11 protein-coding genes are annotated in these 13,768 nt (G+C 62.1%); 4 read left to right on the top strand and 7 right to left on the bottom strand.

The features are described 5' to 3' along the window. Positions 1-55: 55 nt before the first annotated feature. Positions 56-1,468: a C4-dicarboxylate transporter DctA gene (locus M0639_RS05015; RefSeq protein ID WP_003945501.1), complete on the bottom strand. Its 1,413-nt coding sequence runs from the start codon at positions 1,466-1,468 to the stop codon at positions 56-58. Positions 1,469-1,587: 119 nt separating this feature from the next. On the opposite strand from M0639_RS05015, the gene M0639_RS05010 reads away from it, so the two are divergent. Next, positions 1,588-3,174 carry a sensor histidine kinase gene (locus tag M0639_RS05010; RefSeq protein ID WP_054826964.1) on the top strand — a complete coding sequence of 529 codons (1,587 nt, stop codon included), beginning with the start codon at positions 1,588-1,590 and terminating at the stop codon, positions 3,172-3,174. Continuing rightward, positions 3,171-3,860 carry a response regulator gene (locus M0639_RS05005; protein WP_003945570.1) on the top strand — a complete coding sequence of 230 codons (690 nt, stop codon included), beginning with the start codon at positions 3,171-3,173 and terminating at the stop codon, positions 3,858-3,860. Before M0639_RS05010 ends, M0639_RS05005 begins: the two co-directional genes overlap by 4 nt. Before the next feature lie 44 nt (positions 3,861-3,904). Here M0639_RS05005 and M0639_RS05000 read toward each other — a convergent pair whose 3' ends face one another. The 3 genes from M0639_RS05000 to M0639_RS04990 all read right to left on the bottom strand — a co-directional run bounded on the left by M0639_RS05000 (position 3,905) and on the right by M0639_RS04990 (position 8,099). Further along, on the bottom strand, positions 3,905-6,019 hold the full coding sequence (locus M0639_RS05000; protein ID WP_063314976.1) for a S9 family peptidase: 2,115 nt from the start codon (positions 6,017-6,019) through the stop codon (positions 3,905-3,907). Next, positions 6,016-6,909, bottom strand: a complete 894-nt coding sequence (locus M0639_RS04995; protein WP_003945463.1) for a phosphoribosylaminoimidazolesuccinocarboxamide synthase — start codon at positions 6,907-6,909, stop codon at positions 6,016-6,018. Before M0639_RS04995 ends, M0639_RS05000 begins: the two co-directional genes overlap by 4 nt. A gap of 155 nt (positions 6,910-7,064) precedes the next feature. Beyond that, on the bottom strand, positions 7,065-8,099 hold the full coding sequence (locus M0639_RS04990) for an ABC transporter substrate-binding protein (protein ID WP_082893153.1): 1,035 nt from the start codon (positions 8,097-8,099) through the stop codon (positions 7,065-7,067). Positions 8,100-8,349: 250 nt separating this feature from the next. Between M0639_RS04990 and M0639_RS04985 the strand changes: the two genes are divergently transcribed. Further along, complete coding sequence (locus M0639_RS04985; RefSeq protein WP_007734429.1) at positions 8,350-9,282, top strand: tyrosine-protein phosphatase; 933 nt, start codon at positions 8,350-8,352, stop codon at positions 9,280-9,282. Positions 9,283-9,378: 96 nt separating this feature from the next. Here M0639_RS04985 and M0639_RS04980 read toward each other — a convergent pair whose 3' ends face one another. The 3 genes from M0639_RS04980 to fepB all read right to left on the bottom strand — a co-directional run bounded on the left by M0639_RS04980 (position 9,379) and on the right by fepB (position 12,458). After that, complete coding sequence (locus M0639_RS04980; protein WP_003945911.1) at positions 9,379-10,041, bottom strand: response regulator transcription factor; 663 nt, start codon at positions 10,039-10,041, stop codon at positions 9,379-9,381. Continuing rightward, the gene (locus tag M0639_RS04975; RefSeq protein ID WP_007734428.1) at positions 10,038-11,315 is read right to left on the bottom strand and encodes a sensor histidine kinase; all 1,278 of its coding nucleotides are present in this window, start codon (positions 11,313-11,315) and stop codon (positions 10,038-10,040) included. Before M0639_RS04975 ends, M0639_RS04980 begins: the two co-directional genes overlap by 4 nt. A 147-nt stretch (positions 11,316-11,462) precedes the next feature. Then, a complete protein-coding gene (gene fepB, locus M0639_RS04970) occupies positions 11,463-12,458 on the bottom strand; it encodes a Fe2+-enterobactin ABC transporter substrate-binding protein (RefSeq protein ID WP_064074143.1) in 996 nt (331 codons plus the stop codon). Between the two features lie 66 nt (positions 12,459-12,524). Here fepB and fes point away from each other — a divergent pair, with 66 nt between their 5' ends. Further along, a complete protein-coding gene (gene fes, locus M0639_RS04965) occupies positions 12,525-13,760 on the top strand; it encodes an enterochelin esterase (protein WP_003945472.1) in 1,236 nt (411 codons plus the stop codon). The last annotated feature ends 8 nt before the right edge of the window (positions 13,761-13,768 follow it).

The raw sequence follows: 13,768 nt of genomic DNA, 5'->3' as shown, positions 1-13,768 counted from the left end.
GTAGATCGGGTTCCGCGCCTGCTGTGCGGTCAAACGTTCAGCAGCGCGGAAGTATCTAGTGATGGCTCACAAATGACTGCTTGGTGCCGGTCGGAGCCGTTTCGAGTTTGTGCTGCTCTTCTTCGTCCTCGTCGTCGAGCATCGTGGCTTCGTTGAACGGAATCTTCCCGTCGAGCACCTCGATGACGCGTTCCTTGTCGATCGTCTTGGTCCACGCGCCGACCAGGAGAGTCGCGACCGCATTGCCCGAGAAGTTGGTGATCGCTCGCGCTTCCGACATGAAGCGGTCGATTCCGACGATGAGTCCGACGCCGTCGAGAAGTTCGGGGCGATGGCTCTGCAGTCCGCCGGCCAGCGTGGCCAGACCGGCGCCGCTGACTCCCGCAGCGCCCTTGGAGGCGATGATCATGAACACCAGCAGCGAGAGCTGTTCACCGAAGGCGAGCGGCTGTCCCATGGCGTCGGCGATGAAGATCGAGGCCATCGTCAGGTAGATCGCGGTGCCGTCGAGGTTGAACGAGTAGCCGGTGGGAACGACGATGCCCACCGTGGTGCGCTCGACGCCTACGTGCTCCATCTTGGCGATCAGACGCGGCAGTGCCGATTCGGAGGACGACGTGGCGAAGATGAGCAGGTACTCACGGGCCAAGTACTTGACCAGCTTGAAGATGTTGAATCCGGTGACCGCGCGCAGCAGCGTTCCGAGAACACCGAAGACGAAGATCAGGCAGGTCAGGTAGAAGCCGATCATCAGGGTTCCGAGCTGGACGACGGCGTTCAAACCGGTCTGGCCGACGACGCTGGCGATGGCGCCGAAAGCACCGATCGGGGCGAGCCAGAGAATCATCGTCAGGATCTTGAACACGAGCTTCTGGATGTATCCGACGGCCTTGAGGATCGGTTCACCCGACTTGCCGAGCGACTGGATCGCGAAGCCGACCAGAAGGGCGACGAACAGAGTCTGCAGCACGCTGCCGGCTGTGAGAGAGGACAGCATCGACGTCGGAATGATGGACGCGATGAAGTCCCAGGTACCGCCCGCGCTGTGGGCCTGATCTGCAAGCTTGGCCACGGAGGCCGCATTGGGCGTGATGTTCAGGCCACTGCCCGGGTTGAGCAGGTTGCCGACGCCCAGGCCGATCGCGAGTGCGATGGTGGACATCCCGATGAAGTAGGCGAGTGCGAGGCCGCCGACCTTGCCGACCTTGGCCGCCGCTCGAACCGAGCCGATGCCGAGCACGATGGTGCAGAAGATGACCGGGCTGATCATCATCTTGATCAGGCTGACGAACAACGTGCCGAGTACACCGACGGACTTACCGAACTCGGGTGCGAGCCAACCGACGAGGATGCCTCCGATGACCGCGACGATGACGCTCATGTAGAGCCAATGCGTCTTGTCGCGCTTTGCCTTGGTGCCCTCGGGCTGTGGGGAACCGTCTACTGTCCCTGTTGCCGTGCTGCTCATGGGGTGTCCTTTGGATCGGATATCTGTGAAGTGATCGGGATCACTTCGAGTCGTGGAGAATTCTTGTTGCAAACAGGTGGGCCCGGAAGTTTGTGTTCATTACGTTCAGGAGGCGCTCGATGGTCGAACGAAAGACCGGCCGACGTATGAGCGTCGCCAGGCAGATCCTGCTCCTGCAATTGGCGTTGTTGGCGCTGGTCATCGGTGTGGGAGCCGCGCTCGCAGTTGTCGACGAACGCCGAGACAGCGACGACGCGATCCGCAGGCAGGTGAGCTCGATAGCGCAGACTCTCGCCCTGTCGGATTCGACGGCGGCAGCCCTGACGAGTCCGGACCCGACCGCGATTCTGCAACCACAGACCGAGAAGATCCGACAGGCAACCGGCGTCGATTTCATCGTGGTGATGGCGCCTGATCGCACTCGGTTCACCCACACGAGCCCGGAGCTGATCGGTCAACTCTTCACCGGGAACATCGACCGCGCACTTGCCGGCGTGACCTTCACAGAGACGTACGCCGGGTCGCTGGGGCCGTCGATCCGCGCAGTCACTCCTGTCTACGATTCCGGCGGAACCCTGGTCGGTCTGGTTTCTGCCGGTGTCACCCGCGAGCAGATCAGCAAGCAGTTCGCCCAAAGTGTTCCGGTCATCCTGTTCGTTGCCGGCGGCGGTCTTCTTGCCGCCCTCCTGAGTTCACTTCTGGTGAGTCGGCGTATCCGGCGACAGACCCTGGGGATGGCGCCGGATGAACTGCGCACCATGTACGAACACCACGACGCCGTCCTGCACAGCATCGGTGAGGGTCTGGTGGTGATCGGGCGAGGCCGAAGCAGAGATGCGCGAGTGGATATCGTCAACGACGAAGCGCGTCGCCTCCTCGATCTACCGGACGGGCCCGTGCCACTTTCGTCCATCCCCGAGACCATGCGAGTCGACGACGCCTCTCCCGCGAAGGATCAAGTGCACCTCACCGACAAGCGTGTGCTGGTGGTCAACCAACACCCGGTTGAGTGGGAGGGCAACAGAATTGGCACCGTGCTGACAATTCGCGATCACACCGAATTGCAGAACGTACTCGGGGAATTGGATTCGGTACGCAGTTTTGCCGAGTCGCTTCGATCGCAAGCCCACGAGAGTGCAAATCGTCTGCACACGATCATCACGATGGTCGAGTTGGGCCGGAACGAAGACGCAGTGGCCTTCGCCACTAATGAATTGCGAGTGTCCCAACAGTTGATAGATCGTCTGATGAATGCGGTCCACGAGCCGGCGCTCGCCGCACTGCTGCTCGGGAAAATGAGTGAAGCGACCGAACGCGGGGTCGACCTGACCATCACCGAAGACACCGCGCTCGGTCCGGTTCCTTCGCTCAATGCACGCGAGTTGGTCACGCTGGTCGGCAATCTCGTGGACAATGCTATTGACGCATCGCGCGCGAGCGAGTCTCCGTGGGTGGAAGTGACGGTAATGGAAGAGGATTCGATGATGGTTGTTGCCGTCGCCGACAGCGGCCCGGGAATGACACCCGAAGCACTCGAAAAGGCCAAGGGCCGTGGCTACTCCACAAAATCCGGCTCTCGCGGACTCGGGCTCGCACTCGTCTCTCAAGTGGTGAAACGGCACGGCGGCACGCTCACCAGCGAACCGGCGATGGGCTCCATGCTGGTTGTCCGAATCCCGCTGCGCGAGGCGGAAGCACCGCGATGATCCGTGTACTGATAGTCGACGACGAACCGTTGATCGCCCAGGCGCACCGTTCGTACGTCGAGCGAGTGCCGGAATTCGTGGTCCACGGCGTGGTTCATTCCGGGAACGCCGCCGTGCGTGCAGTTACGGCGGCCAACGCCACCGACCAGCCCATCGACCTGGTCCTGCTCGACATCGGGTTGCCCGACGCCAGCGGTCTCGACGTGGCTTCCGCCCTGGGCGGTTTGCGCCCGAGTCCGGACATCATCGCGGTTACCTCGGCGCGCGATCTGGAGGTGGTCCGAAGCGCCGTGGCTCGCGGGATCGTCCTCTATCTTCTCAAGCCGTTCACTTTCGCAGCATTCCGCGACAAGCTCGAGCGCTACCTCGAATATCGTGCAGCGCTTCCCGCTGGAGAGTCTGCGGTCAGTCAACACGACATCGACCGCGCGATGTCCGCGCTACGAACGTCCGACGATCGAGCAGCGGCACCGAAAGGCTTTGCGTCTCAAACACTCGGACTCGTCGCAGCGTCCGTCCGGGATTCTGAGGGACCCGTGACCGCTGCAGAGGTGGCAGCATCGGTCGGCGTGTCCCGGGTGACAGCCTGGCGCTACCTGGAAAAGCTGGCAGACGACGGCATGCTCACCCGGGAGACCGAGTACGGGCGCGCTGGGCGCCCTCAGGTTCGTTACCGCAGAACCTGATTGACACAGAACCTGACAGTCACCGAACCTGATTGACACAGAAGCTAGTTCGCGCCCACGGTGTCCAACACCCAGGCGAACTCGAACGCGACCTCTTTCCACTTCTCGTACCGACCGCTGACACCGCCGTGTCCGGCGCTCATCTCGGTCTTGAGAAGTAGCGGAGCATCACCGGTCTTGGTGGCGCGCAGTTTTGCGACCCACTTGGCCGGCTCCACGTACAGAACACGGGTGTCGTTGATGCTCGTGATCGCAAGAATGGCGGGATAGTCCTTGGCTTCCACGTTCTCGTACGGGCTGTACGAGCGCATGTAGTCGTAGACGTCCTTGTTGTGCAGCGGATCTCCCCATTCGTCCCACTCGATGACCGTCAACGGCAGCGACGGATCGAGAATCGACGTCAACGGGTCGACAAACGGAACGTTGGCGAGAATGCCGGCAAACAGTTCCGGAGCGATGTTGGCGACAGCGCCCATCAGCAATCCACCTGCACTACCGCCGTCGGCAACCATCCGGTCGGCCGACGTGACACCGGTGTCGATCAAATGCTTTGCGCAAGAGACAAAATCGGTGAAGGTGTTCTTCTTGGTGAGCGTCTTGCCGTTTTCGTACCAGTGACGGCCCATCTCGCCGCCGCCGCGCACGTGTGCGACGACGAAGACGACACCGCGATCGAGCAACGACAAGCGGGCAACCGAGAACGACGGGTCGATGCTCGCCTCGTAGGAACCGTAGCCGTACAACAGCAGCGGCGCGGGACCTTGCGGCGCACCTACGCGCCTCACGATCGAGAGCGGAATGCGGGTTCCGTCGTCGGCTACTGCCCAGTCGCGACGCTGCTCGTAGTTACTCGCATCGAAGTCTCCGAGAACGGGCTGCGACTTACGCAGTGCCAGTTCACCACTGGCGACGTAGTAGTCGTACACCTGCCCGGGAGTGATGAATGAGGTGAACCCGAGCCGGATGGTGGGCTGCGCCCATTCCGGGTTGGACCCCATGCCGATGCTGAAGAGTTCTTCGTCGAAGTCGATCTCGTGGCGTTCGCCGTAGCCGTCATCCGTCAACGGCCACACGGCAACCCGAGTGAGCGCCTCGCGTCGGTAGCTCAGGACGAGGTGTCCGGCAAAGGCTTCGGCTTCTTCCAGCCGAACGTCCGCGCTGTGCTCGATCAGCGTCGTCATGTTCATCGGATCCGACACGGGAGCTTCCACCAACACGAAGTTCTCTGCCTTGATGCCGTCGACGACGTCGTTGTGGAGGATCAGGAAGCGGTCCTCTCCCCCGATCACGGCGTGCTCGGCCCCGTACTCGACGCCCTCGCGACGCGGGATGATGACGCGGAAGTCGCCTTCCGGGTTCGCCGATTCCAGCATCCAGCCTTCGCTGGTCACCTTGGAACCGACCCAGATCATCAGGTACTTCTCGCTGCGGGTGGACCCCACCGAAACCCAGTACCGTTCGTCGGGCTCGTGGAACACCGAAACATCTTGACTCTGCGGCGTTCCCAGCTTGTGACGCCACACCGTGTCCGGACGCCAGGAGTCGTCGACCGTCATGTAGAAGACGTGACTGTGGTCGATCGCCCAGGTGGCGCCAGGCGCGGTATCGGGAATCTCGTCGGCGAGCATCTCACCGGTCTCGAGGTTCTTGAACCGCAAGGTGTACCGCTCGTCGCCGACGATGTCCACCGAGTACGCGAGCAACGTGCCGTCCTCGCTGATGGAGAACGCGCCGAGCGAAAAGAACTCGTGCCCTTCGGCTTCGACGTTGCCGTCCATGAGGATCTGCTCGTCGGCCAGCTCGACGCCGGGCGTCAGGTCGGGCGGAGTCCAGTCATCTTCACCGGCGATGGGGCACCGGCACTGGACGGTGTACGACTTGCCTTCCACGCTGCGCGAGTAGTACCACCACTTACCCATGCGCGTGGGCACCGACATGTCGGTTTCCTGCGTCCGCGACTTGATCTCCTGGAAGATCTTCTCGCGCAAGGGCTCGAGCGCGGCCGTCTGCTCGTCGGTGTACGCGTTTTCGGCTTCGAGGTATGCGACTACCTCGGCGTTGTCCTTGTCCCGCAGCCACTCGTAGTCATCGACGAACGTGTGTCCGTGATGGGTACGTTCGGTGGGGACCTTCTTTGCGACCGGCGGGATCAGGCTCATGCGCTGGGACCGACCCAATCGTCGAAGGACAGACCGGAAATACGCTCGTACGCCTCGATGTAGCGTGCCCGGGTCGCGTCGACGATCTCCTGCGGCAACGGCGGCGGTGTCGTGTCCGAGCTACGGTCCCAGCCGGATTCGGGGCTCGTGAGCCAGTCGCGCACGAACTGCTTGTCGAAACTGGGCTGCACCTTGCCCGCTTCGTAGCCTTCGAGAGGCCAGTAGCGCGACGAGTCGGGGGTGAGCACCTCGTCGGCGAGCACGAGGTTTCCAGCGGAGTCGAGACCGAATTCGAGCTTGGTGTCGGCAAGGATGATTCCGCGATCCGCTGCGAAGTTGGAGGCGCGGGCATAGACGTCGAGAGTGTCCTCACGAAGCTGCACTGCCAGCTTCTGGCCGACCTTCTCCACTACCTGATCGAAGCTGATGTTCTCGTCGTGATCCCCGAGAGCCGCCTTGGACGCCGGGGTGAAGATCGGGTCGGGCAGACGGGACGCCTCGACGAGGCCCTCGGGCAACGCGACGCCGCACACTGCGCCGGTGTTGTTGTAGTCGACCAGGCCGGAGCCGGTGAGGAAGCCACGAACGACGCATTCGACGGGAACCATGTCGAGGGAGCGCACCACGAGAGCGCGGCCGAGAACCTCTTCCGGGATACGATCGTCGTCGGGCTCGCCGGCCAGGTGGTTGGTGCCACCGAGGACGTTGAAGAAGAACACGCTCATCGCGGTGAGCACGCGCCCCTTGTCCGGGATCGGTGTGCTGAGCACGTGGTCGTAGGCCGAGATCCGATCACTCGCGACAAGCAGCAGATGCTCGTCGTCGATCGTGTAAAGGTCACGGACCTTGCCACCGGCCAGATGAGTGTAGGAATCAAGTGTAGGACGCACCCGGTCACCCTATCGGGCGTTCGCAGTTCGTACAGAACCCCGGTAGCCGGGACAGGTAAGCGTCCTCGCCGTTCGGAGAGCTGTCCGCCCTGCTCATCCGGATATGCAGGTGGCCCCTCGCCATCAGGCGAGAGGCCACCGTCACAGTCGATGAACTACTGGTTTGCGGGCAGCTTCGACAGGCCCTCGTCGATCGAATCCAGCGTCAGAAGGGCCGTCTGATAGGTCGCGGCCAGCGAATGCTGGACCTGGACGACGTTGCCGGCCTTCACTGCGGGCAATTCCTTCCACAGCTCGGAATTGACCAGCTCCTGCAACTGGGGCGACATCGAGCCGTCGGCATTGAGGCCGTAGACGATCACGTCGACATTTCCGAGATTTTCACCGATCTTCTCGATGGATACCTGTTCGACGTGGATGTCGGCAGGGTCTGCGGGGGTGCCGGGGAACTGCAGTCCGAGGCCGTCGAAGAGATTGGTCGTGTACGAGGACGCGTACTCGCGTGAGAAGGTGCCGGCTTCCGGCTTGCAGACGTTGCACACGCCGCCGAAGGTCAGCGAGCCGAGCTTGTCCTTGTACTTCGCGGCCAGTTCGGCGGTTTTGGCGTCGTAGTCGTCCTTGAACTCGCCGTAGTTGTCGGAGACATTCGCGGCATCGGCGAACTGCTCGCCCAGCACTCGCCAATCAGCAGGAACCGTCGGTCCCAGGAAGACGACGGGAGCGGCCGCCTCGAGCTGCGCCATGTCCAGCTGGCTTTCGACTCGAGCGGGAACACCCATGATGATCAGATCGGGCTCGGCAGCGACGATTCCCTCGTAGTTGAGCTGGGAGACGTTGCCGTCGGGCGCGACCTTCGGCAGAGCTTCGTAAGCGGCCTTGGTCTTGTCGTCCATGTCGCCGAGTTCACGGGTCCACTCACATACTGCTGCCAGGTTCGCTCCCGCCTGAATCAGCGGCAGAACTGCGTATCCGCAGGCCACGATCCGTTGCGGGTCGCTCGGGATCTCGATGGATCCGTTCTGTGCCTCGAAGACACGGGTCTGCGAGCTCGCGGCTGTCGTCGACGATTCGGACGACGCCTCCTCGGAGTTGCTACAGCCGGCGACGCCGACCGCCAGCGCAGCTGCTGCGCCGATCACCACTGCGCGGCGAAACCGCGACAGACCTTGAACCCGCATGTTGAACTCCATCTGAACGCACCGGACTGCTCCGGAATTGATTTGGTGAGGCTAACCAATATCAGGGCACTGGACCTTTACACAAACACAGCTCCCGAGGAATGAACTGCGCCTCCCGAGCCGCCCACGCTCACAGCAGCACGCCTCCCACTGAGAGGGAGCAAAGCAAGATTCCTCTCGAATCGGACACGCGAACTCGCTACCTTGCCTTCGCGATACCTCATCGACTCGCCACTCTCTCCGCTCGACGAAGGGCTCACACATGTCCCGATCCACCCGTACCTGCTCACTACGGTCTGCCGCGGCCATTGCGTTGACCAGTAGCTTTCTCATCACCGGTTTCGGCGCCTCGATCGCGCAGGCCGAACCTGGCCCCTCGGCTCCGCTGTTCGGCTCGCTGGATTTCGGATCCAGCAACCTCGGCAGTTCCGAGCAGACCCCAGATGCGCCGCGGCTGACCGGAATCGACAATTTCCGCGACGTCGCAGGCACCGGCGCCGGATACTCGGGGACTTTCGGCCTGCCCGTGAACAAGGGAGTCTTCTACCGCGCGAACGCGATCACGCCCAAGGGCGATGACATGAGCAATCTCGAAAAGCTGGGACTGACAAAGGTTTACGATCTGCGCACTGAACCCGAGATCGCCAGTAAGCCCGATGTCTTGCCCGACGGGGTTGCGTACGAGAACATTCCGATCCTGTCCGGGAACATCGCCGAGATGATCGCGAAGATCAAGTCCCCCGAGGACTCACGATCGATGATGCAGGACATGAACCGCGCCTTCGTCACCGGAGCGACGGAGCGAGCCGGGTTCGCGCAGTTGCTCACGGGTCTCGCGGAAACCGAAGGTGCACAGGTCTTCCACTGCACCGCAGGCAAAGACCGCACCGGCTGGACGTCGTTTCTGCTGCTGAGTATCGCCGGTGTCGACCGCTCGGTGATCATGAACGACTACTTGCTGACCAACGAGTACACAGCCGAAGGCATGAAGGCCACGCGCGCGGGCATCGCGGCGAGCCTGGGCGAACAGATGGCCGTCAACATGGAGCCTCTGTTGGGTGTCGAGGCAAGCTATCTCGATGCCGGTCTCGCCCAGTTGGACCAGACCTACGGGTCGGTCGATCGGTACCTGACCGAGGGCCTGGGTCTGAGCCCGGCGACTGTCATGACGCTCAAAGCCAAACTGCTGGGCTGAGTGGCACGGATGCCCCGGGTTCGACGAGGGATCGGACCCGGGGCACGTGTACTTCTCTGCCCGTGCCGCGGCGGATGCGCCGCAGCGTCCCGTGCGTCAGCGCGATACGGCGATCACGTTGTTTCGGTACGCCCAGATGACGATCTGCACACGGGTACGCACCTGCAGCTTCTTGCAGATGTTGCTGATGTGCGACTTCACCGTGCTCTGTTCGAGGCTGAGGGAATCTGCGATGTCGTTGTTTCCCAAGCCTTGTGACAGCAACTGCACCACATCCATCTCACGCGCACTGAGACCGTGATCCGATCCGGAGCGCGCCGTGGACATCGGTGCCGGCTTGCGCCTCGCGAACTCCACGATCAGTCTCGACGTCAATCTCGGCGAGAGCACCGAACCACCTTCGGCCACGGTCAACACTGCCGACGAGAGCTCTTCGGGATCGGCGTCTTTGAGCAAGAACCCTGCGGCACCGCTGTCGAGCGCCTCGAAAACGTACTCGTCGAGATCGAACGTGGTGATCACGATGACGCGGGTCCCGGGAAACTCGGCAAGGACCTCCCGAGTCGCAGTCAACCCGTCGCCGTGCGGCATTCGGATGTCCATCAGCACGACGTCCGGACGCAGTGCACGCACCTGCTCGTACGCCTCGACTCCCGTCTTGGCATGCCCGACGACGCGAATCTCGGGGTGACCGGAGAGAAACAGCTCGAACCCCTGCCGTACCACCTGCTGGTCGTCTGCAATAAGGACATCGATCATGCGTTGATCCTCCCGTTCACCGGCACCAGTGCCTGCACAGCCCACTCACCTTCCGAATTCGGTCCGGCGTCCAGTTGACCACCCATGAGCGTCGCGCGTTCGCGCATTCCCACAATTCCGAGGTTTTGCCCGTCGGAGGCCGGGCGAGCATTCCCGAGAGTATTGACCACCCGTACCCTCACCGCACCGGCTTCTCGACTCAGACACACCTTGGACTCGCTACCCGGCGCATGGCGAAGGACGTTCGACAACGCCTCCTGCACGATGCGGTAACACGTCAACTGGACTCCGCTGTCCAGGTCGTCGAAGCGGCCGACCTTCTCCAACGAGATCGACGAGATGGTGCGCTTGCAGTCGTCCACCAACTCGTCGATGTCGGAGACCATGGGCGTCGGGAAATCGGGGTCTTCCTCACCCAGGCGAAGTATCCCCACGATCTGCCGCAAGCTGTTGAGGGCCCGCTGACCCTGCTCGATGACGCCCCCCAGAAGGGCTTGTGCTTGTTCGGGATTGCTCGAGAAGAACTTGTCGGCGGCACGAGCCTGGATGATCATGCCGGTCATGTGGTGGGCAGCGACATCGTGCAGTTCACGTGCCATGTCCTGCCGTTCGGCGACAACGGCATTCGCGATCTTGCGTTCGCGGTCCCGGTGCAGATCCGCTACTGCCTGACTGTTCTCCACTGCTTGTTTTCGCAGGCGCGCGACGATCTTTCCCATGGCTGCGACGACCAGAAAACTCGTGACGGTGTTTGCCGCCGGTTCGAGGAACAAGTGAGGCAACTCCCCCACCTGAACCTCGGCGACCGTCAGCCCGTCCCGTTCGGTGAGATACATCGCCAAGATCACGTCCATCGCCATTCCGAGGACCAGCAGTCCGACCAGGCGCATGCCTGTCACTCGGATGGACACTGCCATGATCGCGAACCAGAAAAGCGGCGTGGCCCCGAGCGATCGACTGCCGAGGAAGAGCATCAATCCGCCGGATCCTGCCAACGTCAGGAGGTAGTACGCGATCGGGTACCGCCGGCGCGCACACGCCACAACGGTCAACACCGTCAGGAAACCCATGATGCCGACGACGGTTCCCGGATCGCTCAGCACTCGATTGCTCGTCTCGGGTTCAGTCTTGAGACTGGCGAGACCGAACACCCACGGCACACTCAGCAGGCCGACGATCACGGCCGCCGTGGCCGGGTTGTTCAGGTTGAAACGTCCCCACCCTCGCGATGCCAGGGCTTGCCCCGGGGCATTCTGACCAGCCGAGTCGAACATCCACTCCCCATTCCGCATCCGATGATTGACGTTCATGGTGGCATGCGCGCACCACTTGGTCCCACATTCGGCGAACGTGAAGGGAATGTTCGATTCCCGGCTCCTACCAAAGCACTAGTTGAAGGTGAAAGGCCTAGTACTTATGGCTCAGCTGAACTGCTCGACCAACCGGTTCACCATGTTGGTTGCGCTGTAGTAGTCGAGACGGAAGGTGTCCAGACCCACGGCATAGACGTGGTGATCACGAATTGCCGGATGCTGGGCCAACAGTGGAAGTGCCTCGACCGCCTTCACCGCACCGTCGTCGGCACTGACCAAGATCAGGGTGTTGCCCGCGATACCGTCGTAGAGGTTCTCCGCCGAGACCTGAATGATGTCCTTGCGCTTACCCATGGATTCACTGCTCTTCGCGGACTCGGGAATGTCGGCGACCGTGAAACCCATCGCCGTGAGCAACTTCGCCTGCCCCGACTCGTGCGTCCAGATATTGGCGCCGCTGCCGTCCTCGTAGTAGACCAGCGCAGTGGTCGGCTGCGGGGGAAGTGTGATCTTGGCCTTCGCGGCCTCTACTGCGCTGTCGAACTTCGCGACCGTGGCCGCCGCGTTGTCTTCGAGACCTGTCGCCTTACCCAGCACAGCGGCGACTTCCTGCCAACTACTTCCGCCGTAGTCCACCACGATTGTCGGCGCGATGGCCGTGAACTGTTCGTACAGATCGACGACGGAGTCACCTCCAGTTGCCGAGACGACGATCAGGTCCGGGTTCTGCGCCAGAACGGATTCCGCGTTCGCACCGCCCATCGGCAACACTGCAAGTCCGCGTTCTTCTGCTATGTGGCCCCACTGTGTGAACAACCCCTGCGCATCCGAGACGTCGGTGTTCGGTCCCGTCGATGCGGTAGCCACCACCGGAGCGTCGATCGACAACAGCGTGCCCGTCAGCGTCACACTGGTCGAGACGATCCTCTCCGGCTTCGACGTGATCTCCACCGGCCCCTTCGGCGTTTCCACGGTACGCGGCCAATTACCCTGCGATGCAGCTGAGTCAGCATCGGAATCGGCATCCGCAGAACTACAACCGGCGAGGGCGAACCCTGCTACCAAGACTGCGGAGAGCACCTTCAGGGTGCGTGATTTTTTCATTGTGACGCCCACTGGCGGACCACTCCTCGAATTCAAAAGCCCATCAAATTAGGTTAGGCTGTGCTCATGCTAACTCAGGCGGTGACCGAATTGTCCGCTACCCTCGCGGCCTCGCCCGACATCGAGACGTCCTGGAATCGGATAGTGCAACAAGGAACGCCGATCATCGAAAGCGTTGATACACAGACTGTTCGAGTTACGTTCCTCTGGCGTCAGCCCGAGGAGACCGAGGTCGAGCGCGTTTACCTGGATGCAAATTCGCTGACCGACCATCACGCAGAACAACTCAGCGTGATGCAGCGACTCGGCGACAGTCCGGTGTGGTTCTACACCGCCGAAGTCTCGAACACCTGGCGTAGCAGTTACAGCATCATCCCGGTACCGAAGTCCGTAGTCGACGAGTTCGACTATCCGGGAGCAGGCAAGGAAGACTCGACCCGCCGCACACGCTGGTTGGGGTTGCTCGAGCACCGAATTGCCGACCCACTCAATCCGCTTTCCGCAGGTGTGGACACAAGGCGTTCCGTCGCCGAGATGCCCTTGGCGCCGGTCCAGTTCGGTTGGGATGCTCCAGTTTTCAGGAAGTCGGTACAGCTCACCTGGGCTAGTTCGACTTTGGACGTCGAGCGGCCGGTGTGGATCTACGAGACCGTGGACGACGGATTGACACCGCTCGAAGAACGGCCGCTCGTGATACTTCTCGACGGGCGTCACTGGGCCGAGGTCATGCCGGCAGGCGCCGCCTTCGATCGTGCGGTCCAGACCGGCAAACTGAAATCCTGCGTTCTGCTGGCCATCGATTCCGTTGACAATCAACGCCGTTCGCAGGAATTGCCGTGCAACCGCGACTACTGGAGTGCAGTCGTCGACGAACTGCTTCCGCAGGTGCGCGCCGTCACACCTTTCTCGTCTGATCGAACGCGAACGGTGGTCTCGGGGCAGAGCTTCGGCGGCCTGGCTTCGATGTTCGCAGCACTCGAATTCCCCGAACACTTCGCGCTGGTCGCCAGCGGGTCCGGTTCGTTCTGGTGGCCAACCGGCTTGAAGCGCGGGGAAGACGGCCCGCCGGGTGGAGACATAGCCGCACGCATCGAGCGCGACGGCGTACCGGACGGATTACGCGTTGTCCTCGAAGTAGGTAAGCACGAGTCCGACATGGTCGGGCACAGCGCAGCGGTCGCACAGGCGCTGGAGGCCGCAGGAGCGCAAGTGTCGTGTCGGATCTTCGACGGCGGCCACGACTGGTTGTGCTGGCGCAGTGTCCTTCTGGACTCCGTTGTCGAACTGATCGGCAGTCCGTGAGACAGACC

Origin of the sequence: Rhodococcus qingshengii JCM 15477, assembly GCF_023221595.1 — a bacterium.
GTDB classification, from domain to species: domain Bacteria; phylum Actinomycetota; class Actinomycetes; order Mycobacteriales; family Mycobacteriaceae; genus Rhodococcus_F; species Rhodococcus_F qingshengii.
Note: the sequence above shows the minus strand (reverse complement) of the source record. Positions and strands in the feature narration are given on the sequence as shown.

Coding starts and splice junctions, on each gene's coding strand:
- M0639_RS04980 (WP_003945911.1), bottom strand. CDS start 10,041: ATGATCGATGTCCTTATTGCAGACGACCAGCAGGTGGTACGGCAGGGG.
- M0639_RS05005 (WP_003945570.1), top strand. CDS start 3,171: ATGATCCGTGTACTGATAGTCGACGACGAACCGTTGATCGCCCAGGCG.
- M0639_RS05015 (WP_003945501.1), bottom strand. CDS start 1,468: ATGAGCAGCACGGCAACAGGGACAGTAGACGGTTCCCCACAGCCCGAG.
- M0639_RS04990 (WP_082893153.1), bottom strand. CDS start 8,099: ATGGAGTTCAACATGCGGGTTCAAGGTCTGTCGCGGTTTCGCCGCGCA.
- M0639_RS04975 (WP_007734428.1), bottom strand. CDS start 11,315: ATGTTCGACTCGGCTGGTCAGAATGCCCCGGGGCAAGCCCTGGCATCG.
- M0639_RS04985 (WP_007734429.1), top strand. CDS start 8,350: ATGTCCCGATCCACCCGTACCTGCTCACTACGGTCTGCCGCGGCCATT.
- fepB (WP_064074143.1), bottom strand. CDS start 12,458: ATGAAAAAATCACGCACCCTGAAGGTGCTCTCCGCAGTCTTGGTAGCA.
- M0639_RS05000 (WP_063314976.1), bottom strand. CDS start 6,019: ATGAGCCTGATCCCGCCGGTCGCAAAGAAGGTCCCCACCGAACGTACC.
- fes (WP_003945472.1), top strand. CDS start 12,525: ATGCTAACTCAGGCGGTGACCGAATTGTCCGCTACCCTCGCGGCCTCG.
- M0639_RS05010 (WP_054826964.1), top strand. CDS start 1,588: ATGGTCGAACGAAAGACCGGCCGACGTATGAGCGTCGCCAGGCAGATC.